Origin of the sequence: Leifsonia psychrotolerans, assembly GCF_013410665.1 — a bacterium.
In the GTDB taxonomy this organism is placed as follows: Bacteria; Actinomycetota; Actinomycetes; order Actinomycetales; family Microbacteriaceae; genus Cryobacterium; species Cryobacterium psychrotolerans_A.
Genome location: NZ_JACCFM010000001.1, coordinates 3,483,574 through 3,505,171, shown reverse-complemented (window position 1 = coordinate 3,505,171; position 21,598 = coordinate 3,483,574). Strand labels below are relative to the sequence as shown.

Below are 21,598 nucleotides of genomic sequence, written 5' to 3'. Positions count from 1 at the left end.
TGAGCACGGCACGCCGGCGCATCCGTGCGTGGCGAGATACCGCAAACGGCCCCATGGATCAGATCCATGGGGCCGTTTGCGGTAACTCGCGTCGCTCTACGACGGCGCGTGAGCACGGATGCTCGGCTTTAGCCGGTCGGGCGACCCACGTAGGGTGCCACGTCGTCCCAGCCCCAGATGCTGTGAATGCGCACCTGTTTACCCACGTCGGGGGCTTCGAGAATCTGGCCACCACCCACGTAGAGCGCCACGTGGTAGTAGTCCCCGTTGCCGCCCCAGAACACCAGATCGCCGACCTGGGCTTGACTGAATGGCACTAGGCGTTGCGCATTGGCCATGGTTCGGTATTGGTTGGTGGCCGAGTGACTGCCGATGTAGACCCCGGCTTCGCCATAGGCCGCCCGCGTCAAACCGGAGCAGTCCCACACGTTGGGGCCGGCGCCGCCCAGTTGGTACCAATCGCCGATCTGCGCGCGAGCAAACGCCATCGCGGTGTCGACCGCGCTGGCATTCGGCGGCGCAACGGTTCCACCACCGCCGCCACCGGTGTTGCCGCCGCCGTTGCCGCCGCCGGAGGGCGGTGTCGGTGTGCCCGGCGTGGGTGGTTTGACGGTGGGCGGGGTGACCGTGGGCGGAGTCCCCGCGGGCGGAGTCCCCGGCGGAGGCGGAGTGACCGGGGGCGGATTGAAATTGTCTTCGGCGTCTTGACCTTCGCGGTAGGCCCGCTCGGCATCTGCCGTGGAGTCCTTGAGCACGGCGAGCTGTTCATACAGCTCGTTCGACTTCTTCTGCTCGTTGTCATAGGCAGCGCTGGCCTTCTGCGCGGCCGCACTGGCAGCGTCGAAGGTCAACTTCGACTCCGCAACGAGCCTGGTGCGTTCCTCGGCAGCGGATTTGGCCTGCTCGCCGAGCGAAGTGGCCGCGTTCTTGTCGCGCACGGCGGTCTCGTAAATCGTGGCGGACTGCTCGCTGAGCTTGCTGGCCGTGCCGAGTTGCTGCAACAGATCGTCGGCCGACCCGCCGTCAAGGAACAACTTGACCGAAAGGTCTTGAGCTCCGCTCCGCGCCAAATGGGCCGCAATCAGCCCTGCGCGCATCTTCGACGTGTCGGCAGAGGCCTGCGCAGCCTTCGCGTCGGCCTTGAGCGCAGCTTCTCGTGCGATTGCGGCGTCAAGCTTGTCGAGTGTGACCCGGTAGGCCTCCGCAGCTTTCTGTGACGTCTTCGAGCTGGCAGCTGCGGCATCCTGCAACGACGTCAGAAGTCCGGAGATCGACTCGATCTGAGCGCGCTTCGAGGCCTCGTTCTGCTTGGCCTTTTGCACCTCGTCCCAGGTCGGATAGTTTGTGTCAGCGTAGGCGGCCGGGGCCGCGATTCCCGACGTGGCGGCTACCGCACCAACGGCGACCGCCGCGAAGAGGGTGGCTGGTTTCACCCGGGACAGCGGTCTGGTCTTGTTGTTAGCCAAGGGGAGCTCCCATCGATGCCATGAACGGTTGCGCGTTGACGCGTTCGCCCCACAGGCGAACTTCGAAGTGTAGATGGCAGCCGTCGGAGGCGCCAGTCGTGCCCGAACTAGCAATATTCTGCCCGACCGAGACCTGTTGACCAACATTCACGAAGATTCCACCATCACGGATGTGTGCGTAGCCGGTCTTGACTCCGCCACCGTGGTCGATCAGCACGAAGTTGCCGTAGGTGCCGTACCAGCCGGCATATTCGACGGTGCCGTCGTGTGCGGCATAGATGGATGCGTAGCACCCGGTGCCGATGTCGGTTCCGTAATGTGTTCCACCGCTGCATCCGTCATTGCCGCAGATCACCGGGCGGGGTCCGAAGACGTCGGTGATGCGACCGCTCCCGGGCACGGCCCAGCCCTGGGAGCTGATGTACCCACCGCCGAGACCTGGACCGGCGGAGCCACCGCCGCCGCCGGCGTTTTCGGCTTCCTTGCGCAGACGTTCGCGCTCGACGACACCGGCCTCGTAATCGGCCGTCGTTGTCGCTTGGGCGTCTTGCATGAATTTGAGTTGCTGATCGAGCTCAACGCTCTTGGCCTGGGACTCGGTGAGTGCGGCATCCGCGGCATCCGATGCCGCCTGAGCCTTGACCATGGCGGCCTCGGCGGCAATCCTCAGGGTCTCGCGCTCCGCCTGGGCGACGTGGGCCTGATCTCCGAGGGCCTGAGCCGTGTTGGTGGCGGTTTGCGCCTGTGCGTAGATTTCAGAGCTGCGTTCGACGAGCTTGCTCATGCTGCCCAGCTTGGCCAGAAGCTCGTCGGCACCCTTGCCAGAGCCCGCTTCATCCAGAATCAAGTTGACGCTGAGATCGGTTCCGCCGCTGCGATAAAGCTGCGCCGCGAGTTGCCCCGCCTGCCGGGTCGCGGTCTCTGCTTCTTGCTTACTCGCATCCGCTTGATCCTTCAGGTCCGTTGCGCGGCGGGCTGCCTCATCGAACTTGTCCTGCGCGGCTTGCAGTTCAGCGACGCGTGCATTGGCTTCCGCTGCGGTACGGTCAACTTCAGCTTTCAGACTCACCAACAGGGTCTGAATCGCAGACACCTGGGCCTGTGCGGAGGCCGTGTTGGCTTTGGCGTTCTGCAGATCGTCCCAACTGGGATAGGTCGCCGCCTGGGCCGAACCCGATGGGGCCAGGCTGAGCGAGAGGACGAGTGCCAGCGTCAAGGAAATCGACGCGACCGCCCCGCCGAGGCGCTTCATTGTGCGGCGACGCGTGGACGGCACTCCCCGTCGACCTGTGCTTCCACGGCCGAACATGGCTAATGTGCGTTTCATAACTCCCCGATCGGGCACTCGTAACTCCTTTTTGCCGCTGGGGCCAGGGCACACAGCAACACTCCGGGCCTGACGCACCCGGGGTCCCTGCCGAATCTAACCTGCACGCGGTCAGAAGCCGTGACCATTTGCCGAGGGTCGTCAGATCCACGTCCGGCACGGGTATCCCGCCAGGCGGCGCCCCACCGACACCGCGACACGCCCGGTGAATACGATTTGGGCATTCCACTGATCTCTGCGTATGCTTATGCGTCGGAAGTCATGCACGTTATGACCTCTCGGCCCCATCGTTTAGCGGCCTAGGACGGCGCCCTTTCACGGCGTTAACACGGGTTCGAATCCCGTTGGGGTCACGCAATTGAATACGCAGTATAGAAAATGTAGTAGGCTTCAAAGGCAGTAAAAGCACCATGTAAAAAGTTCAACAAACTAAATGTAGACTCGTCTACATCGAGGCCCTGTAGCGCAGTTGGTTAGCGTGCCGCCCTGTCACGGCGGAGGTCGCGGGTTCAAGTCCCGTCAGGGTCGCAAAGGCTAGAAGCCCTTCTGAGAGGAAGGGCTTTTGCCTTAGAAAGCGGCTTCTCGAAGTAGTTTTCTGGCTCTGTAGCTCAGTTGGTAGAGCGTTCGACTGAAAATCGAAAGGTCACCGGATCGATGCCGGTCGGAGCCACTGCCCTTCACGAGGCTTCTACTCGTGAGGGGCTTTTTTGCACCCAGCAACGACCGAGGGCCCGATCCGGCTCGACCCTCGTGAACGGCCCATCCTGAGCGCTTCCAGACGCCTTCCCCGGCGGTGAAGTTGCTGTTGTCAGCAGTTCGGTTCGTGCGGGGCGCGTTCACTGGGACTCGATCACGACCCCCGGCACCTATACCCCCCAATTAGGGTACTGCGCCTGACCCCCGATGCGGGGTAGGGTCACCTCATGGACACCTGAGATTCTTTCAGGTTCTTCATGACCGTGAGGCACGCGGCCCCCTAGACCGTGTGCCTGACACAACCCGATACATAACCTGTTAACCCGAATTGCAGGGAATGGCCAGTGAACACATCCTCGATGTGTCGACAGCTTTGTCGACTCTTCATGCAAAAAAGACCCTTCGTTGACGCTCCGTCTGCGGCGGTGATCTCCTCATGACTGATCCCCAGCAGGGGCTTCCCCGCAGCGCGCCGTTCAGGCCGCCGTCGCCGCCGAATCTGCGGCTCATTCCCGCACCGGCGGCCACCACCGATGCACGTGCTGTGTTCTTGCCTCCCGTCGACGCGCAATCGTCGGGCTTGGCGTGGGCGAGGCGCTACCGCACGCGATTGAAGATCACCGACATCAGCATCATTGTTGCGGCGGTGGGTTGCGCATTCCTCGTGCGTTTTGGCGTCTCAGACCCCAGCGCTCCATTCGGCGCATTCCATCCCGACTACTGGTCGATCTCCGCGATTATCATCATCGCGTGGATCATCGCCCTCGGCGCTTTCCACTCCCGCGACTCCCGTGTTGTCGGAGTCGGCCCCGCCGAGTACCGAACCGTGATGAACGCGAGTGCGCTCACCTTCGGCACCCTCGCGATTCTCTTCCTGATCCTTCAAATCGACATTGCTCGCGGCTTTTTTTTGCTTGCGCTTCCGCTCGGTGTGCTCGGACTTCTGCTCGACCGCTGGCTTTGGCGCAAGTGGCTGCTTCATCAGCGGCTGTTCGGTCACTACTTGGCCCGCGCGATCGTCGTCGGTAACCGAGAAGACGTTGAATACGTCGTCGCCCAAATCGACAACAAGTCTGGGGCCGCCTACTTCGTCGTCGGTGCCGCACTCGATGACAGTCGCGATGGCCACGTGACCGTCGGCAGCCACTGCGTTCCCATCGTCGCCGACTTCGCTCACGTGGCAGAGGCCGCCGCGAATCTCGGCGTAGACACCGTGATCGTCGCCGGCCAGCCCCAAGGCGGCAGCAGCTTCATCCGCAACCTCGGTTGGGAACTCGAATCCACCTCGGCTGACCTTGTTCTGTCCAGCAGGTTGACGGATGTCGCCGGCCCACGAATCCACTTTCGCCCCGTCGATGGCCTCCCTCTTATTCACGTCGAGATTCCCCGCTTCGAGGGTGCCAAGCATGTGCTGAAGCGTCTTCTTGACGTCGTGGCCACGGGATGCGCCTTGGTGCTCCTGATGCCACTCCTGCTCGTCATTGGCATCCTGATCAAACTTGATAGCTCCGGCTCGATCCTCTTCCGGCAAGAACGGTGCGGGCGCGGTGGACGGACATTCCGCATGGTCAAGTTCCGCTCGATGGTGACCACTGCCGAAGACGATCTCGCTGGCCTGCTCGACCAGAACGAAGCGTCCGGGGTGCTGTTCAAACTGCGCAATGATCCCCGCATCACCCGTGTGGGACGAGTGTTGCGCAAGTATTCGTTGGACGAGCTCCCCCAGCTCTGGAACATCTTCGTCGGAGACATGAGCGTTGTCGGTCCACGGCCGCCCTTGCCCGATGAGGTGAAAGGCTACGAAACCCATGTTCATCGTCGCCTGTACATCAAACCAGGTCTGACCGGAATGTGGCAGGTCAACGGACGCTCAAACCTGAGCTGGGAAGACAGCGTTCGGCTCGACCTCTACTACGTCGAAAACTGGTCGCTGGCCGGGGACCTCATGATCATCTGGCGTACGGTCAAAACCGTCATCCACCCGGACGGGGCCTACTGATGGTCGCCCCAAGAGGCTCCGACGTGCGAGTCGGTTATGCGGCAGGGGCGTTCGACCTCTTTCATGTCGGCCACCTCAACCTGCTGCGTCACGCCCGCAGCGAGTGCGACTACCTCATCGCCGGCGTCGTTTCCGACGAGATGCTGCGCCTGGTGAAGGGAACGGACCCCGTCGTGCCGCTCGCCGAACGACTCGAAATCGTTCAGCATGTCGACTTCGTCGACGAGGCGATCGCCGAGGTCGTTCCCGACAAGCTCGACACCTGGCGCACCGTGCAGTTCGACATTTTCTTCAAGGGTGACGACTGGCGCGGTACCGCCAAAGGCATCCGTCTGGAAACGGAATTCGCGCGGGTCGGAGTCGACGTCGTCTACTTTCCGTACACCGTGAGCACCTCCAGCACCCGGCTGCGCCGAGCGCTCAGCGCCCTCGACCGGCGCGAGTCGGCAGAAGGCAAACACACCGACACTATTTCACGCCGAGCAGCACACCGGGAGCACTCATGAAGGCACCGCAACCACCGCACGACGGCTCTCGCCCGCCGCGGCGCACGAAGCGGATCGTGATCGCTGCGTCAGTCATTGCCGTCGTTGTCGCCGCCAGTGGGCTGGCAGTCGTGGGTGCGCTCAACTCGGGGAATGCGAGCGGCGCGTCCGACGGCGCGAGTGAATCGTCAACGCCGACCCCGAAACCGGCCCCACCGTTGGCGATTCCCACGCAAACTCCGGCGCCGCTCGGCGATGCGGAGGCGTCAGAAAAGACAGCCAATGCCGCAGTGACCGATCTCGTTCAGGCCAACAACGAGATCCTGCAACGTGCCGATGGCGGCACGGACGGCCTCGACTCGATCGCCGCCGGGTTCGTCTGGGGTGAGATGCAAGCCCTGGCAACGCAGCGCCAACAGGAAGGCCTCAAGCAGATCGGGGATGCAAAGATCACCAGGACCACCGTGAGTTCCGTCGATCTGAGCGCGTCACCGCCCACCATCGTTTTCGACGTCTGCATCGATACCTCAAGCATCGACGTGGTCGACCAGAACGGCGAGTCGCTCAAGGACCAGCTCTACTCCTCATCGACGCCGACCCTCAATGTGTACGGCGCCCAATTCCTGGACGGGCTGTGGAAGCTCGTCACCCACGACATTCCGGCAACTCCCGACGGCGCCCCGTGCGCCCGATGAAAAGGAACGAACAATGAAACGAACCGCTCCACCCGAATCCGCTACCCCTCACATTTCGCGTTTCAGGCGGAGTGCATTGGTCTGGCTTGCCGCAGTTGCGATGGTCGCTCCGCTCCTGGCGGTGTCCGCACAGGCCGCGCCCGCGTCGGCTGCAACGCCGCTGCCTGACGGGCTCAGCTCGAGCACGGCAGCGGGTTCCTGCTGGGAGGTCAAACAGAATTATCCGGCCTCGGCCAGCGGCATTTATTGGCTGCTCACCCCGGCGTTACAGGCTCCGACCCAGTTCTATTGCGACCAGGCCACCAATGGCGGCGGCTGGGTGCTCATCGCTCGCGGACGCGAAGGGTGGAAGGGTCAGTACAACGGCTTGCGTTCCGCGGTCGCCTTGCGCACAGTTGTCGACGGAACCGGTGCATTCGCCACGGCCCAGCTTCCCGGCAAAACTGTCGATGCGCTCCTGAACGGGGGCAACGTCTCGGCACTCCCTGACGGAGTACGGCTGCGCCGGGCAACAAACCAGACCGGCACCACCTATCAGGAGGTGCGATTCACGATGCCGAAACGCACCCGCTGGGTCTGGACCTTCGGTGCTGAGCATCCGGTCGGCACCTACAGCTTCGACGGAGTGACCGGGTCAGGCGGGCAAACGAACAACTTCGGCTCGAACACTGGCCTCCGTCGCGTCGACGCGAGTGCTGCACAAGCTCAGGGCTATGTGGGCGGCTTCGCCTACGGGGCGACGATTACCGGCTACACCAGCGCAACGTCGTACCTGTGGTCAAATACCAACAACACGGGGAACGCCCGGCCCTTCACGCAGATGTACCTGCGTCCGCAGCTGAAGATCAGCACCATGACGTTCCCGGCCATTCCCGATGCCGGGGCGCCAGCGACCGCGCAGCGCGATCTACCCGAGAGCGATGCAACACGCACTGTCTGGGGAGTGGCAGGTCAGGGCAACGGCCTCGACGGGGAGCTCAACACCGAGGTGGCCGCGTTTGGCCAGGTCGGCAACACTGTCTACGTCGGCGGCAACTTCAAGTATGTGCAGCGCAGCCTGAACGCCACGGGAGCCGACCAGATTCAGCAGTCGTTCCTCGCCGGCTTCGACGCCACCACGGGCGAATTCGTCTCAAGCTTCCGACCGGTTCTGAATGGACAGGTGAAAGCCTTGGTCGGCCTGCCGGATGGCCGCCTGGCCGTCGGTGGGCAGTTCGGCATCGTGAATGGTGTCGCCCACCAGAGCTTCGTCGTGCTCGACCCGACGACCGGTGCGACGGCATCCGGCTGGCAAGTGGGAGTGGAAAACCGGGTTGCCGGTGGCCTTACCCAGGTGCGCGGCTTCTCGCTGCAAGGCAGCTGGCTCTACGTGTCGGGGGCGTTCACACACTGGACGCGTGCCGGCGGCGCAACCGCCAGCGCCTGGAACGGCGCCAGAATCAACGTGACAACTGGTGCGCCTGACACCAACTGGAACCCGTCGATGAACGGCACCAGCGTCGGAGTGGATGCCTCGGCATCCGGCGACCGCGCCTACTTCTCTGGCTACTTCCGTCAGAGCGGTCAGGTGCCAACGCTCAGTGCGACTGCCATCCAGTCAGCCGCCGGGGCTCCGGTGGTGCAACCGGTGTGGGCTCCGACGTTCAGCAAGAGCGGAAAGGATGCCGCCGGCAACGTCACCGGCAACATCTGGCAACTCGGCGTCGCCGAATCCGGCGGACGAGTCTGGCTCGGTGGCTCTGAACACAGCCTCTTCAGCTACGACAGAAGCACCTTCGCGCTCGAGACCGGAAACATCATGAAGAACGGCGGTGACTTCCAGGCTGTGAATGCCTCGGGCAACACCGTCTTCGGTGGCTGCCACTGCGGCGACTGGGCCTACTCGAACGCCTTCTCGTGGAGCAATGTCGGCTCGAACTGGACTCAGGCCGACAAGATGAACCTGCTCGGCGCGTGGGATTCGGCCAGTGGCTCCTATCTGCCCGAGTTCAGCCCCGTTCTTCAAGCTCGCAAGGGTTATGGATCATGGGCGATCTTCACGGACTCACGGGGAACCCTGTGGACCGGCGGCGACTTTCTGTATTCGGTTCGCGCCGGTGAAGTTAATCAGTGGTCGGGTGGTTTCATCCGGTTTGCTCCACGCGACGCTGTCGCGCCCAGCGCACCAGCACAGCTGACCGGGACTCCAACGAGCGCGACCACGGCGACACTGTCGTGGCCAGCGGCAACTGACGATCGCGGTTCGGTCTCCTATGAGGTGTTGCGAGAGAACAAAGTCGTGCAGGCGACGTCGGCGCTCACCCTCGAGGTTCCCGTCGAGGCCGCAGCCGTTCGCTACTTCGTACGGGCGGTGGATCCAGCCGGAAACCGGTCGGCCACCACTGCGGTCTACGTCGTGAACCCACCATCCGCCGACGCCCTCACCTTCGTTGATTCGGGTGCCTCTTGGAAGTGGCGTTTCGACTCGGCAACCTGGCCGACCAGTTGGAATGCGACCGCGTTCGATGACACAACCTGGGCTGCTGGATCGGCTGTGCTCGGCTTCGGTTCCACGGGTCTCGGCACCGACATCTCGACAGGGGCAGCAACGCCTCGGCCGCTGAGCGCACAGTTCCGCCGCAGCTTCTCGGTTGACAATCCGCTGACCGTCACCGACGGAAAGATCAGCGTCATCGCCAACGATGGAGTCGTGGTCTACGTCAATGGAACTGAAGTAGGCCGAGCCAACTTGCCCTCCGGCACGTTGACTCAGACCAGTATCGCCACGGCGGCGCCCCGCACGACGGCTGCGGCCGCCGCTCGTGTCGAGTTCGCGGTTCCCAGCGCGCTGCTCGTGGCCGGAAAGAATGTCGTCTCGGCGTCGACCTACGTGAACTACAGGGCGACCCCGGACGTCAGTTTCGACCTTCGGTTCACTGCAACTCGGGGCACCGCAGCCGCGGCCCCCGCCGAGCCAGTGGTCACGGCCAGCGCGGTCGACTCCACGTCGACACAGCTGTCTTGGTCGAACGATCCGGCGTCGACCGCCACGGAATATCGACTCTCACGTGACGGCGCCCCGCTCGCGGTGGTGGCCGCACCGGGAACGTCATATACCGACACCGGCCTCACCGCTTCGACAAGCTATGCCTACTCGGTGATCGCCGTTGACGGTTTTGGGCAGCAGTCAACGCCCGGAACGGTATCGGTCAGCACCCCCGCTCAACCGGTCGATCCGAACGTCGATCTGATCACCACCGGTGCGGACTGGCAGTGGCGCTTTGATTCGGCCCCCTGGCCTTCTGACTGGAACGCCCCGGCGTTCGACGACTCGGCCTGGGCTTCGGGTGCGGCGGTGCTGGGGTGGGGCACTGCAGGTCAGAGCACCGACATTTCAGTCGGAGCCCCGGCCAGCCGGCCCTTGAGCGCACAGTTCCGTCGCTCATTCGACGTCGCCGATCCGAGCGCGCTGCTCACCGCCCAGGTGAGCGTGATCGCCAACGACGGAGTCGTGGTCTACCTCAACGGAACCGAAATTGGGCGGGCGAACATGCCCGCCGGCCCGTTGACGCAGAACAGCTACGCAAACGCGGCACCACGGTCCACAGCCGCAGCCGCCAACCGCGCAGTCTTCACGGTGCCCGTGAGTCTGCTGGTCGCCGGCACCAACGTTGTGGCGGCATCCACTCATTCGAATTACAGAACCACTCCCGATGTGAGTTTCGACCTCACTCTCACGGGAACACACTAGGTCGAGTCGAAGGAGAACGGGCGTGAGCGCACATGGTCAGAGCCGCTACCGGTTCGCGCACGCCCGTTTGACGTCGGCCCAAAAGTCGGGCTCCGGTGTTCCCGCCTACCTCCGCTGGATCAACCGGAGGCTCGGCCGCCAGGCCGCCGCCTACGCCTACGTACTGGGCCTCACCCCGAACATCGTCACGGCGCTCAGCGCCCTGCTCTCCCTCGTGGCGCTGGCCATGATCGCATTCGCGCCCAGCACAGTCGGGGTCGCGATGGGTGCCACCGCCCTTCTCTTGGCAGGATACGCCTTGGACTCGGCGGATGGTCAGCTCGCCCGGCTGACCGGAACCGGTAGTCTCGCGGGCGAATGGCTCGACCACGTCGTCGACGCGGCTCGTCTGCCGCTGTTCCATCTGGCCGTCGCCGTGCATTTCTTCCGCGCCGGCGAGACCGAATGGGTTGTCATGGTCGCACTCGGCTTCGTCGTGCTCTCGTCGGTGTGGTTTTTCGCTCAGACCCTGGCCGACAAACTCCTCGTCGGCAGCGGCGTTCCTGCCCGAGAGCACCCTGCCGACTCCCCCGTCTGGGTCTCATTTCTCAAACTTCCTATCGACGTCGGATTCCTCTATTTGGGGGTGGCGCTTCTCGCGGCCAGAGATGCATTCCTGATCTTCTACCTCGGACTCTTTGCGGTGACGGTTCTGGTGGCTGCGCTCTCGCTCAGCCGAAAATACCGCGCACTGCACGCCGCCTCAGCTGCGGCCACGACGCCGTCACCGGTCTAGCCCATGACCGTGCACTGGCAACCCGGTCATCGAACCTGGTCCCCCCTGGCCGTCGAGCAGCCCCGCACCGCACCGGCTCTGCCTGCCTGGCCGGTGCTGGCGCTGCTCTGGGGGATGCCGGTGTGGTGGGCGCTGGGAATGTTGCCATTCAGCACCGCGCTGATGGCGGTTCCCATGGTCGCCTTTCTGCTGCGCGGCGGACGCGTCACCCTCGTTCCCGGTGCCCTGCCGTGGGTTGCCTTCGTCGTGTGGATGCTGCCGTGCGCGCTGATGTTGGACTCCATCGGGCAAATGGTGGGGTTCAGTGTGCGCTTCGCTCAGTTCGGATCTGTCGCTGTGATCTTGGTGTACGTCATCAACGCTCGGCAATCGCTGACCGTGCAGCGCGTGCTCTCCGGGCTCACCTTCACCTGGGTATTTGTGATTGTAGGCGGCTACCTCGGCATGCTGTGGCCCGAAATGACGCTGACGCACACGATCGGACAGTTCCTGCCGGGGTCAATGTTGCAGAACCAGTACGTAAGCGACCTGGTCTTTCCGCCGTTTTCAGAGGTGCAAACCCCCTACGGCGCCGCTGCCCCGTTCCTCCGACCATCCGCCCCCTTCGCCTACACGAACGGATGGGGTGCAGCCATCGCCATCCTCACCCCGGTTGCCGTCGCCTCGGCAATCGCACGACGCACCGCGCGGGCAACGATCTGGCTGATGGTCGGCATCGGGGCGGCAATTCCGCCGGCGATCGCGACCACGAACCGCGGCTTGTTCGTCGGCCTCATCGTTGCGGTCTCGTACGTTTTGATCAGGCTTCTCTTGCGGGGCAAGTGGATCCCCTTTCTCTGGGTGGGGGGTCTCGGAGCCGTGCTCACGATCATCTTCGCGCTCTCGGGCTTTATGAACGGCATCGTTGAGCGCCAGGAGACCGTCGACACCACCGAAGGACGCGGCATGCTCTATGAAGAGACGTTCACGCGCACCCTGCTCTCGCCCGTGCTCGGCTACGGCGCCCCTCGACCGTCGTATACGAGCGAGATCTCGGTCGGCACGCAGGGAATGATCTGGAATGCCATGTTCTGTTTCGGTTTCGTCGGCCTCGCCCTGTTCGCGATCTTTCTCGTCGGTGGCCTGCTGCGCACCTGGTCGGCCCCGAACGTCTCTGCCCTCTGGCTGCACTCGTCGATCGTGGCAGCCTGCGTCATGGCTGTCTTCTACGGGCTTGACCGGCACATGCTCACGATCTGTCTGGTTCTGGGAGTGATGTTGCGGGAGAGATACGCGGAACACTCGGTTTATTGGAACGCGAACCCCCAGCTGGAAGTCGATGCCCATGCCCACTGAACGACTGGCCCGTAGCGGTTCGCAGAGCCTGTTCGGCTCGGCCTTCGCAGCGTTCGCCGCCCTTGGCCTGACGGCCCTCGTGGGTAACGGACTCGGCGCCCACGGCACCGGTGTCTTCTTTCAAGCTGTCGGTATCTTTACGATTGCCAGCCAGGTGCTGCGCCTCGGCACCAACAGCAGCATCGTGAAGATGATTTCCGAGCAACGTGCCTTTGGTCGAGTGGGCGAAAGCTGGCGCACAGTCGTCATCGGACTCGTTCCTGTGATTCTGGTGGCGATCATCGCCGCGGTCGCGGTCGCCGTATTCGCCACTCCACTGGCCACGTGGTTGGGTTCCGGAGGCGAACGGTCCGAACTGGCCGAGTTGCTGCGCGACATGGCCCCCTTCATCGTTCTCGGGGCCGCGCTGGCCGTGTTGCAGACGACCGCACGCATGCTGCGCGGCGTGTGGACCTTCACCCTCTTACAGAGCATTCTGCAGCCGCTCAGTCGCCTATTCATGGTGCTCGTCGCCATTGTCTTCGCGTGGAACGCGCTTGACGCATTTCGTGCGTGGATGGCCGTGATCCCGTTCTGGGTGGTGATCACGATCGCGGTGCTGGCACGCCCTCTGGTCCTCGACTGGCGGCAGCGGCATCAGGCACAGGAATCCACTCGTGAGGCCGTTACCCGATTCTGGGCGTTCAGCAGCACTCGAGCCGTCGGTGGCGCTTTGGAAACCGCACTCGAGTGGTCCGATGTGCTGATCGTCGCCGCGTTGAGATCACCGACCGAGGCCGGCATCTACGCCGTCGCCACGCGCACGGTGCGCGCCGGCCAAGTAGTCGACCGGGCCATGCGTTTGGCGGTGAGCCCCACAATCTCCGAGATGCTCGCCCGATCCGAGCTGACCGCCGCACGCACCCTGCACACCTCGGTGACCCGAGCGATGATCCTCAGCAACTGGCCCTACTACTTGATTTTGGCCACGATGGGCCCGGCAGTATTGAGCATCTTCGGCCCTGAGTTTGCCGCCGGATCCATCGTGTTGGTGATTCTCGCCGGAGCGATGATGGTCTCGTCGAGTGCCGGAATGCTGCAGAGCATCTTGTTGCAAGGCGGTAGAAGTTCGTGGCAGATGTACAACAAGGCGGTCGCTTTCACGATCAGCGTGGGCGGCAACCTTCTCCTGGTGCCCGTTCTTGGCCTCTTCGGCGCTGCAATCACCTGGGCGGCGGGAATTCTTGTCGAAACAGCGATCGCATCCTGGCAGGTGCATCGACGCATGGGGGTTCACCTTCAACCGGGCAAGCTGGGACTCGCCATGCTTCTGCCGCTCGTTGTTTTCGGCGGAGGAGGCCTGACGATCAGGCTGGTCTTCGGCTCAACGTTCTCAGCGCTCATTCTGGGAGTGCTCATTCTCGGCATCATCTATCTGGCCCTGCTCTGGCTACTGCGCGAACGGCTCGGAATCATCAGCATCTGGCGCGAAATTCCAGTGCTGCGCCGCTTCGCCGCCAAACCACCGTCGGTGCCGGACGAAATCACGTCACTGTCGCCGGACGATTCCCGACGCTGACCGCCCGAGCCGACGCATCCGGGTGGCAAAGTTCAACCGCGCGGGAGGCTGGGCGAGCAGGGCACACAAGTTGGCAACGCCCGGTGTTGGATCGACCGCTCGTGCGTGCGTGTCGAGGGTTCCAGCGAGCACGGAGTCGAGGTGCTCCCAGAGCGCCTCCCGGGTGATCGCCCGCACAATGACGCCCAGTTCGGCCACCCGGTTTGTGAACAGCAGCTGATGGTCGTCGACGACCTCATCGTCGATGGGCACCCGGGGCACGACGATCGGGATGCGCGCCAATGCGCGCATGTCCATCACGCCGCCGGCGCCGCCCTGCAAAACGATGGCATCGGCTGCAGCGCACAGCGCCAGTAGTTCGGGGTAGGCCAGGATCGCATGGTTCTCGGCCCCAACCAATGGTCGGCTCGGCCCATGCTGCATAATCACCCGCACGCTCGGATGTGCGGCCACCCACGGCTCCATCCAGTCGACCAGTCGGTTGAACGGAAGATGGTAGGTGCCCGCACTGACCACGACCGTGTGTGGGCTCACAGGACCACCCCAATGTTCGAAGCATCCGGATAGACCGCTTGGAGACTGCTCCACTGCACCAGAAAGGTGTCGGCGAATGGATAGGCCAGCCGGCCGCTCAGCGACGGGGCCGCGATGCGATCGACAGGTTCAAGGAACACCGTCCTGGCACCCACCAACCGAGCCTGCAGGAAGAAGGGCACGGCGATCGCCGCACCGGTGCTGAACACCACGTCGGGCCTCACCTCACGCAGGACCCGCCGCGCCAGACGGAAGTTGCGCATCAGGTTCGGCAGGTTGCGCACCGTCGGATAGTGCGCCTCGACGACCGTCTCGCCGCCGAGGCGGGAGCGGGCATCTTCGGTGGGCAGGGTCACCCACGACCGTTCATGGGCTCCCCACCACGACTTCAAAGCCAGCGCCTGAGTGAGGTGCCCGCCCGACGAACAAACGATGAGCACGCGCACGGGTCAGATTCCTTTTCCGAACCGTTGCACGGTGCGCGCCACACGATCAGCAGTGGTCAGTCGAGCCGCGATCGCGAGCGCCAGGTAGGCCTTGACCTGCCGGGGGTCATGCCTCAGCGCTTTACGCGCCCACCTCGCCCCCTCGGCACGCTCGCCGCTGGCCGCCAACGCGAATGCGATCTGGGCTTCGATGCGAGCGATGGCTCGCGGGCTCGACGCGAAGTCCGGATGCTTCGCCAACAGATACTGCAATGCCTCGGCGTACACCGCCCACTGCCCGAAGAAGAATGATTGCCCCTGCCAGGTGACATCGACGAGGGCATGGTTGACCACCAGGACCGGTGTGATCGCCGCCGTGCGCAGCAGCAAATCATAGTCTTCGCCGTAGCTGCGCGGCAGCTCTTCGTCGACAAGACCCAGCTCGCCGAGCAGTGCCGACCGGCGAAAGACGAAGCTGCTGGAGTGCAAACCGGCCAGCCGATTGTGCAGCAGATCCCACCGGGTGACGACCTCGCTCGGAACCAGCCGTTCGTGAGTGCGTTCGCCGTCGTCGACGACCATCGCCGTACCGACGAGGATCGATTCCGGATGAGTGTCGAACGTCGGCATCTGCCGCTCCAACTTGTGGGGCAGCCACCGGTCGTCATCGTCGAGAAAGGCCACGAAACCGTGCTGAGCGGCCAAGATTCCAGTGTTGCGACCACCAGCCAATCCTCGGCTTCGCTCATTCAACACTCCCCGCACACTGCGGTTGGCGGGTATCACCACGTCGGGGAGCTCGAGTTGGCAGGCGTCGAACACCACGATGATCTCGATGTCACCGCTGTAGCTCTGATCGAGGATGCTCTGCACGGCGCGCTTCATCAGCTCGGGCCGGTTGTGCGTCGGCACAACCGCAGTGATTGACGGTGCGCTCATAATGCCTCCCATTCGGGAACAACATCAGGTCGCTGTGCGCCTCACCACTTCGCATCGAGAGGCTTCGCGACGTCGTCTTTGCAGTGTAGCCACCTCACGCCGTCGGATCACAGGTCCGAGAGCACCACACGCACCTTGCCTCTGTCATGACGGATCGTGTCGACGAGTTCGATTCTGACCGGCACGGTGTGGCCGACGATCGACGCGAGCTCGTCGGCAGCCCGCCCAATCAGTGCCGCAGAATCAGACGCGCTGCCCCGCACGCAGCGCAGGGTGATGCTCTGATCGGCATGCTGGTGAATTTGAAACTGCCGCACGGCATCAGGACGGGCATTGAACAGGCCGGTCAGCCCGCCCGAGATGAGCGCGCCACCCGGCAGCCTGAGAACATCGGAAATGCGCCCCTGAACCGGCGTGAGTCGGGCAAAGGGCAAACCGCAGCGGCAGTCCGCGGCGCTGAGCGACGAGCGGTCGCCGAGTCGGTAACGGATGAGTGGGAATACGGTGTTGCAGAGATCGGTGACGACAACGTCGCCGATCTCACCGAGAGCCGACGGGTCGCCCTGCTCATCGACAATCTCGACCAGGCGCAGATCGGCGAGAACGTGAAGGCCCTCGCGTTCACGGCACTCCGCCGCAATCCAGGGCACCTCCGCCGAGCGGTACTGGTCGTACACCGGCGCCCCCAGCGCATCTTCGATGACCCGCCGCTGCGAAGCCGTGGTGGGAGCCGCCGTGACCCCGATCGCCGTTGGCGGACTGAATGGGGTGCCTGACCGGGCAATGAAGGACGCAAACTCGTAGACACCGCCGACATATCCGTTGAGAAGTTTCGGTCGATGCGTGTTCCAGTCCGCGGCGAAGGCCGACATTGACACCTCGGTCAGTTCGCGGGCGTCAAGGAACAACGAGACCGTCGGCCACCATTCAACCCGCTCTTTCAACCGGGCCCCGGGCGTGCGGCGTTCTCGTTGAATGAACCCCTTGTTCGCCGACGCGTCGACGCCCCACCAGCGGTAGACCCGCCACCACATGGCGGCGACAGGAGCGCTGCGGTCATGGAAAAGCGTAAGGGGCTCGCCGGTACTGCCCCCGGTCGAAGAGGGCAACCGCTGCTTATCGGGGGTGCCCGTCACGGCAAACGCCTCACCGTGCTCCCGCAGATCGACTTTCTCCACGATCGGGAGCGACGAAAAGACGGCGGGGTCGGCGAGGTCGGCGCGGGTGATCCCCGCTGCCTCATATCGTGTGCGGTAAAAGTCGGTGTGATCGAAGGCGAACCGAGCAAGTGCCAGTGCGCGTTCCTGCTGCTGGGCGACGGTCTCGGTGGGACTGCGCAACTCTGCGGCACGCAGTCGCACATCGTCGGCGCGCAATCGGGGACGAAGCAGTGCGGCCTTCACCGCCAGCGAGGCACGAGCGAGCGGTGCACCCACACGCCACCTCGCATCCGAGTCTCAAAAATCTACCCGCATCCTAGCCTGCTTCTCAGCTAACATGATCCCAGGCTGCGCTGGCAGCCTGCTCCACGGGAATGTTGGAGGACGATGTGGTGAAAGTCGCAGTAATCGGCATCGGCAAGATGGGGTTGTCGCACCTGTCCATGGTGCGTGCACATCCCGATGTCGAGGTTGTCGCAGTCTGCGACTCGGTCGGCTACATTCTCGATGTGCTGGCGAAGTACACCGGCCTGGCGACCTTCACCGACGTGAGCCGCATGCTCGACGCCGTGGCGGTTGATGCCGTTCTGATTGCGACTCCCACGTCGTCGCATGTCGGACTCGTCCGCGAGGTGCTGGGCCGAGGCCTTCACGTTTTCTGCGAGAAGCCGCTGTCCCTCTCCGCTGCCGAGTCGGCTGAACTCGCGGACCTGGCCCGCAGCCGGGGCGTCGTGACCCAAGTGGGCTACCACAATCGATTTGTCGGCGCGTTTCAAGAGGTCAAACGTCTCATCGAATCCGGCACCATCGGACCGATCAGTCATGTGCTCGCCGAATCGTACGGACCTGTCGTGCTGCGTCCCAAGGGTGGCACCTGGCGCAGCAAACGCGACGCGGGCGGCGGCTGTCTCTATGACTACGCGGCGCATCCACTCGACTTGCTCACGTGGTATCTCGGTGAGCCTCTTTCGGCCGGCGGCACCGTGCTGGGAAGCATTTTTTCGGCGGAGACCGACGATGAGGTCTACAGCACCCTGCACTATCCCGGCCACGTCAGCGCACAGCTCTCGGTCAACTGGTCCGACGAGTCGCACCGCAAGATGACAACCAAGCTGACGTTCTGGGGACAGAACGGAAAGATCGTCGCCGATCGGCAAGAATGCCAGGTCTATCTGCGGGACACCGCAACGCTGCCGCCTGGCTATCGCTTCGGCTGGAACGTGCGCTACACGACCGAACTCACCCAACCGGTGTGGTTTTACCTGCGAGGGGAGGAGTACAGCGCCCAGCTCGACTACTTCATCCAGTCGATCGTGGCACCGGCCGAAGGAGCACCGGGTCGGCAGAACGACTTCACGAGTGCCGCAGCCACCGACCGCGTGATCGAGATGCTCACGCTCTCGGCGGTGACGAGCGAGGTCGAGGGCACCGTGGCCGCGCCTCCCCCCTCGAAGCCGGCTCGGTCCCTGTTTCGCCGAGCCAGCACTGTGTCGGCCCGTTAACCGCACGCCGAGTACACCCGCAGAATCGGAGAAGCCGTGGATCGCCTGCTGTTCGGAGACAACCAATTCTTCGGTGTGAACCATATGTCGGAGGAAAAAGCCCGGGCACAAGCCGTGCGCTTCCAGGACACCTCGGCGATCATCGACGTACTCGACCTTGCTTATGCCGAGGGCATCCGCACCTTCATGTGCACCACACACGAACGAATTGCCGAGGTCTGCGAGCACGTGCGTAGACACGAGGCGCGCTACCCGGAATTCACCTTCTACCCGTGCATGCCGTACGCCCACAAATACGCAAACGCTGTCACCGAATTCGGCATGCTCGGGGCTCTGCGACAGTTTCTGCCCAACGAAGGATTTCTGAATGCCGCAGTACGCGGTAGCCGGGCACTCGCGACCAAAGATATCGAGGGTGTCGTGACGCTTCTCGTCGACGCAGAGATGAAAATGTTCCACGGATTGTCGACGCCGGTGATCTTCCTGCAAAACGTCGTTGTCGATCTCCTCCTTGGCCTCGGCTTCGATGAAGCATTCGCGATCTTTGCGGCACATGTGCGAAAGCGCTACGGCGCGGAGCCGGGCTTCATCACGATGAACCTCCCGATGTTGCTTGATGCCCTCGACCGCGCCGGAATCGACAACCCGATCGTCTGCTCAAACTTCAACAAACTGGGCTTTCGGGTCTCCGGTGGCATTGACGCGTACCAGCGGGCATTCGCTGAACGCAGATTCCGCCCCATCGCTATGTCGGTGTTCGCGTCAGGTGCCATCGAACCGCGAGAAGCCCTCGAATGGATTCATGAGTTTCCCCGTGTGGAAGCCGTGGTCTTCGGCGCTTCCGGTGCCGGAAACATACGAAGCACCGCACGGCTGGTGCAAGAAATCTGGGGCGAACCGGTATCGGCCCGCGTGCTGTAGCACCGCGGGTCAGTTTCGGGTGCGGCCCCGGGGGTGGGGAACGATTCTGACGTCGGTGCTGGGGGAACCCGGATGCGTCTGCGCCCGGTTGGCCAGCGCAAGTTTGTGCTCGGGTTCGGAGCGTTGTGCTCGGATGCCCCGAACTCTGGCCCGAATCAGCGCGATGAACGCTCCGACAAAGACGCCGAGAAAGAGACCGGCGGCCATGAACACCGTCAGGCTGGGCTTCGTTGATCCCGACGGGGCGACGGCCGGGCTGACCAGCGATCCGGAGTAGAAAGTCGTCGACGTCAATGTCGCCTGACGCTCTTGCAATGTCTGAATTTGCAGCGAAAGCGTGTTGTAGTCGGGGCTGTTGAGCTGATACGCCGACATCTGCGTCGTCAGGTCGGCAATCCGAGCCGAGAGATTCTTCGCCGCGGCATCGACCACGCTTTGCGCGGTGGCAACCCGTTGTTCGCTATAGGCCTTGGCGATCGCATTTGCACCGGCCGCCGCACGATCAGGGGTCGTCGCGGTATAGGTGAACATCAACACTTGCGCCCCTTTGGGCACCGTCACCTCGATCGAGTCGGCGAGCTCATCGACAGCGACTCCCGGCAGCTGCTTCGCCGCCAGCGCCAGCACCTCGCCCGAGGTGGCCACGACCCGCTCCGTGTCCATGTTGACGTTCCCCGTGACACCACTCGCCTGGGTCGTCGCAATCGGTTCGACCGTCTGCAGCGCGACTGCCTCGTAGCGCTTCGGCCAGAGCACGTTTGCCCCATAGGCCGCGCCCAGAAAAAGAAGGATGACGATCAACAGAACGCGCCATTCACGAGCGATGCTGGTGTAGAGATCTTCCAGCGACCAAGTGTTCTTCACAGGCATCCCCCGTTGGGTCATTGGGGTTAGCATAAGTCGAAGTCAGTGCGTGGCGTTAGAATTCTGGTCGAAATGACATCAAACTGACGCAGCGACCAGCGCATTCTCAGCCTTTGGCCGCTCTTAGTCGGCTGCGAACAGGTCAGTCGCGGCGATGAGGGTGTCGAGGATTCCCGGCTCATCGAAGGCGTGACCGGCATCCGGAACCAGCGTGAAATCAGCTTCGGGCCAGGCTCGGTGCAGATCCCATGCCGTGAATGCCGGGGTGCACATGTCGTAACGCCCCTGCACGATGACCGACGGGATGTCTTTCAGCAGGTGCGCGTCGCGAATGAGCTGGTTTGGCTCAAACCAGCCCTTGTTCTGGAAGTAGTGATTTTCGATGCGCGCGAAGGCCACAGCGAACGACGGTTCGGTGAACTTCGTAATTGTGTCCGCCTGCTGAAGCAGCGTAATTGTTGACGACTCCCATGTCGACCAGGCGACACCCGCACGTTCCCGCACCTCTGCGTCAGGATCCTGTAAGAGCCGCCCATAGGCCTCAATCATGTGGCCGCGCTCCGCGAGGGGAACGGGTTCGACGAACTTCTCCCACAGGTCGGGGTAGATGGCTGCCGCACCGCCCTCGTAGAACCAGTCGAGTTCGATGGGGCGCAGCGTGAAGATGCCACGCAGAACGAGTTCGCTGACCCGCTCGGGGTGGGTCTCGGCATAGGCCAAACCGAGCGAGCTGCCCCACGACCCCCCGCAGACGAGCCAGGTATCAATACCGAGGTGCGCGCGCAGCGTCTCGATATCGGCGACGAGGTGCCAGGTGGTGTTCGTGCTGAGGTCGGCATCTGAAGCGCTCGCGTGCGGGGTGCTCTGGCCGCATCCGCGCTGGTCAAACAGGATGATGCGGTATTTCTCGGGGTCGAACACTCGACGTTGGTTGGCGCTTGAGCCGCCGCCGGGTCCGCCGTGCAGGTAGACCGCCGGCTTACCGGCGGGGTTGCCGGATGCCTCCCAATAGATGGATTGCCCGTCGCCGACGTCAAGCATTCCCGTTTCGTACGGTTCGATCTCGGGGTAGAACTCTCGCATGGTTCGAGCCTATTGCCCCGCAGCGCGATTGCCCCCCATTGTGGCGACGACAACTCCCCCTTTGCCGCCGTGCCAGGAGCCCTGACTGGACGGCGAGGGTACGG

Annotated in this window: 17 protein-coding genes and 3 tRNA genes; 12 read left to right on the top strand and 8 right to left on the bottom strand. The window is 63.4% G+C overall.

All coding sequences use genetic code 11. From position 1 onward, the window contains the following. Positions 1-128: 128 nt before the first annotated feature. Positions 129-1,466, bottom strand: coding sequence for a C40 family peptidase (locus HNR05_RS15905; RefSeq protein ID WP_179580022.1), 1,338 nt, complete (start codon positions 1,464-1,466; stop codon positions 129-131). Continuing rightward, a complete protein-coding gene (locus HNR05_RS15900) occupies positions 1,459-2,793 on the bottom strand; it encodes a M23 family metallopeptidase (protein ID WP_179580021.1) in 1,335 nt (444 codons plus the stop codon). The genes HNR05_RS15905 and HNR05_RS15900 overlap by 8 nt, the downstream gene beginning before the upstream one ends. Positions 2,794-3,073: 280 nt before the next feature. Here HNR05_RS15900 and HNR05_RS15895 point away from each other — a divergent pair. The 10 genes from HNR05_RS15895 to HNR05_RS15850 all read left to right on the top strand — a co-directional run bounded on the left by HNR05_RS15895 (position 3,074) and on the right by HNR05_RS15850 (position 14,066). Then, positions 3,074-3,146 (top strand) — tRNA-Glu (locus HNR05_RS15895). 101 nt (positions 3,147-3,247) lie between these two features. After that, a tRNA-Asp gene (locus HNR05_RS15890) sits at positions 3,248-3,321 on the top strand. A 69-nt stretch (positions 3,322-3,390) separates the two neighbouring features. Continuing rightward, positions 3,391-3,463, top strand: a tRNA-Phe gene (locus tag HNR05_RS15885). A gap of 462 nt (positions 3,464-3,925) precedes the next feature. Next, the gene (locus HNR05_RS15880; protein ID WP_179580020.1) at positions 3,926-5,488 is read left to right on the top strand and encodes a sugar transferase; all 1,563 of its coding nucleotides are present in this window, start codon (positions 3,926-3,928) and stop codon (positions 5,486-5,488) included. Between the two features lie 23 nt (positions 5,489-5,511). Next, the gene (locus tag HNR05_RS15875) at positions 5,512-5,994 is read left to right on the top strand and encodes an FAD synthase family protein (RefSeq protein ID WP_343062638.1); all 483 of its coding nucleotides are present in this window, start codon (positions 5,512-5,514) and stop codon (positions 5,992-5,994) included. Beyond that, positions 5,991-6,668, top strand: a complete 678-nt coding sequence (locus HNR05_RS15870; protein ID WP_179580018.1) for a hypothetical protein — start codon at positions 5,991-5,993, stop codon at positions 6,666-6,668. The genes HNR05_RS15875 and HNR05_RS15870 overlap by 4 nt, the downstream gene beginning before the upstream one ends. Positions 6,669-6,681: 13 nt before the next feature. Then, positions 6,682-10,398, top strand: a complete 3,717-nt coding sequence (locus tag HNR05_RS15865) for a fibrinogen-like YCDxxxxGGGW domain-containing protein (protein WP_179580017.1) — start codon at positions 6,682-6,684, stop codon at positions 10,396-10,398. A gap of 22 nt (positions 10,399-10,420) precedes the next feature. Continuing rightward, on the top strand, positions 10,421-11,173 hold the full coding sequence (locus HNR05_RS15860; protein WP_179580016.1) for a CDP-alcohol phosphatidyltransferase family protein: 753 nt from the start codon (positions 10,421-10,423) through the stop codon (positions 11,171-11,173). Positions 11,174-11,182: 9 nt separating this feature from the next. Further along, the gene (locus HNR05_RS15855; protein ID WP_179580015.1) at positions 11,183-12,508 is read left to right on the top strand and encodes an O-antigen ligase family protein; all 1,326 of its coding nucleotides are present in this window, start codon (positions 11,183-11,185) and stop codon (positions 12,506-12,508) included. Further along, on the top strand, positions 12,498-14,066 hold the full coding sequence (locus HNR05_RS15850; protein WP_179580014.1) for a lipopolysaccharide biosynthesis protein: 1,569 nt from the start codon (positions 12,498-12,500) through the stop codon (positions 14,064-14,066). The genes HNR05_RS15855 and HNR05_RS15850 overlap by 11 nt, the downstream gene beginning before the upstream one ends. Here HNR05_RS15850 and HNR05_RS15845 read toward each other — a convergent pair. From HNR05_RS15845 to HNR05_RS15830, 4 genes are all read right to left on the bottom strand, one after another. Then, positions 14,037-14,600, bottom strand: coding sequence for a glycosyltransferase (locus tag HNR05_RS15845; RefSeq protein ID WP_179580013.1), 564 nt, complete (start codon positions 14,598-14,600; stop codon positions 14,037-14,039). The genes HNR05_RS15850 and HNR05_RS15845 overlap by 30 nt on opposite strands. Beyond that, positions 14,597-15,046 carry a PssD/Cps14F family polysaccharide biosynthesis glycosyltransferase gene (pssD, locus tag HNR05_RS15840; RefSeq protein ID WP_179580012.1) on the bottom strand — a complete coding sequence of 150 codons (450 nt, stop codon included), beginning with the start codon at positions 15,044-15,046 and terminating at the stop codon, positions 14,597-14,599. Before pssD ends, HNR05_RS15845 begins: the two co-directional genes overlap by 4 nt. Before the next feature lie 3 nt (positions 15,047-15,049). After that, complete coding sequence (locus tag HNR05_RS15835) at positions 15,050-15,964, bottom strand: glycosyltransferase family 2 protein (RefSeq protein ID WP_179580011.1); 915 nt, start codon at positions 15,962-15,964, stop codon at positions 15,050-15,052. A gap of 107 nt (positions 15,965-16,071) precedes the next feature. Continuing rightward, a complete protein-coding gene (locus HNR05_RS15830; protein ID WP_179580010.1) occupies positions 16,072-17,400 on the bottom strand; it encodes a phenylacetate--CoA ligase family protein in 1,329 nt (442 codons plus the stop codon). 116 nt (positions 17,401-17,516) lie between these two features. On the opposite strand from HNR05_RS15830, the gene HNR05_RS15825 reads away from it, so the two are divergent. After that, on the top strand, positions 17,517-18,626 hold the full coding sequence (locus HNR05_RS15825; RefSeq protein WP_218868920.1) for a Gfo/Idh/MocA family oxidoreductase: 1,110 nt from the start codon (positions 17,517-17,519) through the stop codon (positions 18,624-18,626). Positions 18,627-18,662: 36 nt separating this feature from the next. Next, positions 18,663-19,547 carry a hypothetical protein gene (locus HNR05_RS15820; RefSeq protein ID WP_343062637.1) on the top strand — a complete coding sequence of 295 codons (885 nt, stop codon included), beginning with the start codon at positions 18,663-18,665 and terminating at the stop codon, positions 19,545-19,547. 9 nt (positions 19,548-19,556) lie between these two features. On the opposite strand, the gene HNR05_RS15815 is transcribed toward HNR05_RS15820, so the two are convergent. Both HNR05_RS15815 and pip read right to left on the bottom strand, forming a co-directional pair. Further along, complete coding sequence (locus HNR05_RS15815) at positions 19,557-20,411, bottom strand: YveK family protein (RefSeq protein ID WP_179580008.1); 855 nt, start codon at positions 20,409-20,411, stop codon at positions 19,557-19,559. Positions 20,412-20,534: 123 nt separating this feature from the next. Further along, on the bottom strand, positions 20,535-21,494 hold the full coding sequence (pip, locus tag HNR05_RS15810) for a prolyl aminopeptidase (protein ID WP_179580007.1): 960 nt from the start codon (positions 21,492-21,494) through the stop codon (positions 20,535-20,537). Between the last annotated feature and the right edge of the window lie 104 nt (positions 21,495-21,598).

Excerpts from the sequence above, each read along its gene's own strand:
- HNR05_RS15900 (WP_179580021.1), bottom strand. The coding sequence starts at position 2,793 with ATGAAACGCACATTAGCCATGTTCGGCCGTGGAAGCACAGGTCGACGG.
- HNR05_RS15880 (WP_179580020.1), top strand. The coding sequence starts at position 3,926 with ATGACTGATCCCCAGCAGGGGCTTCCCCGCAGCGCGCCGTTCAGGCCG.
- HNR05_RS15870 (WP_179580018.1), top strand. The coding sequence starts at position 5,991 with ATGAAGGCACCGCAACCACCGCACGACGGCTCTCGCCCGCCGCGGCGC.
- HNR05_RS15865 (WP_179580017.1), top strand. The coding sequence starts at position 6,682 with ATGAAACGAACCGCTCCACCCGAATCCGCTACCCCTCACATTTCGCGT.
- HNR05_RS15850 (WP_179580014.1), top strand. The coding sequence starts at position 12,498 with ATGCCCACTGAACGACTGGCCCGTAGCGGTTCGCAGAGCCTGTTCGGC.
- HNR05_RS15835 (WP_179580011.1), bottom strand. The coding sequence starts at position 15,964 with ATGAGCGCACCGTCAATCACTGCGGTTGTGCCGACGCACAACCGGCCC.
- pip (WP_179580007.1), bottom strand. The coding sequence starts at position 21,494 with ATGCGAGAGTTCTACCCCGAGATCGAACCGTACGAAACGGGAATGCTT.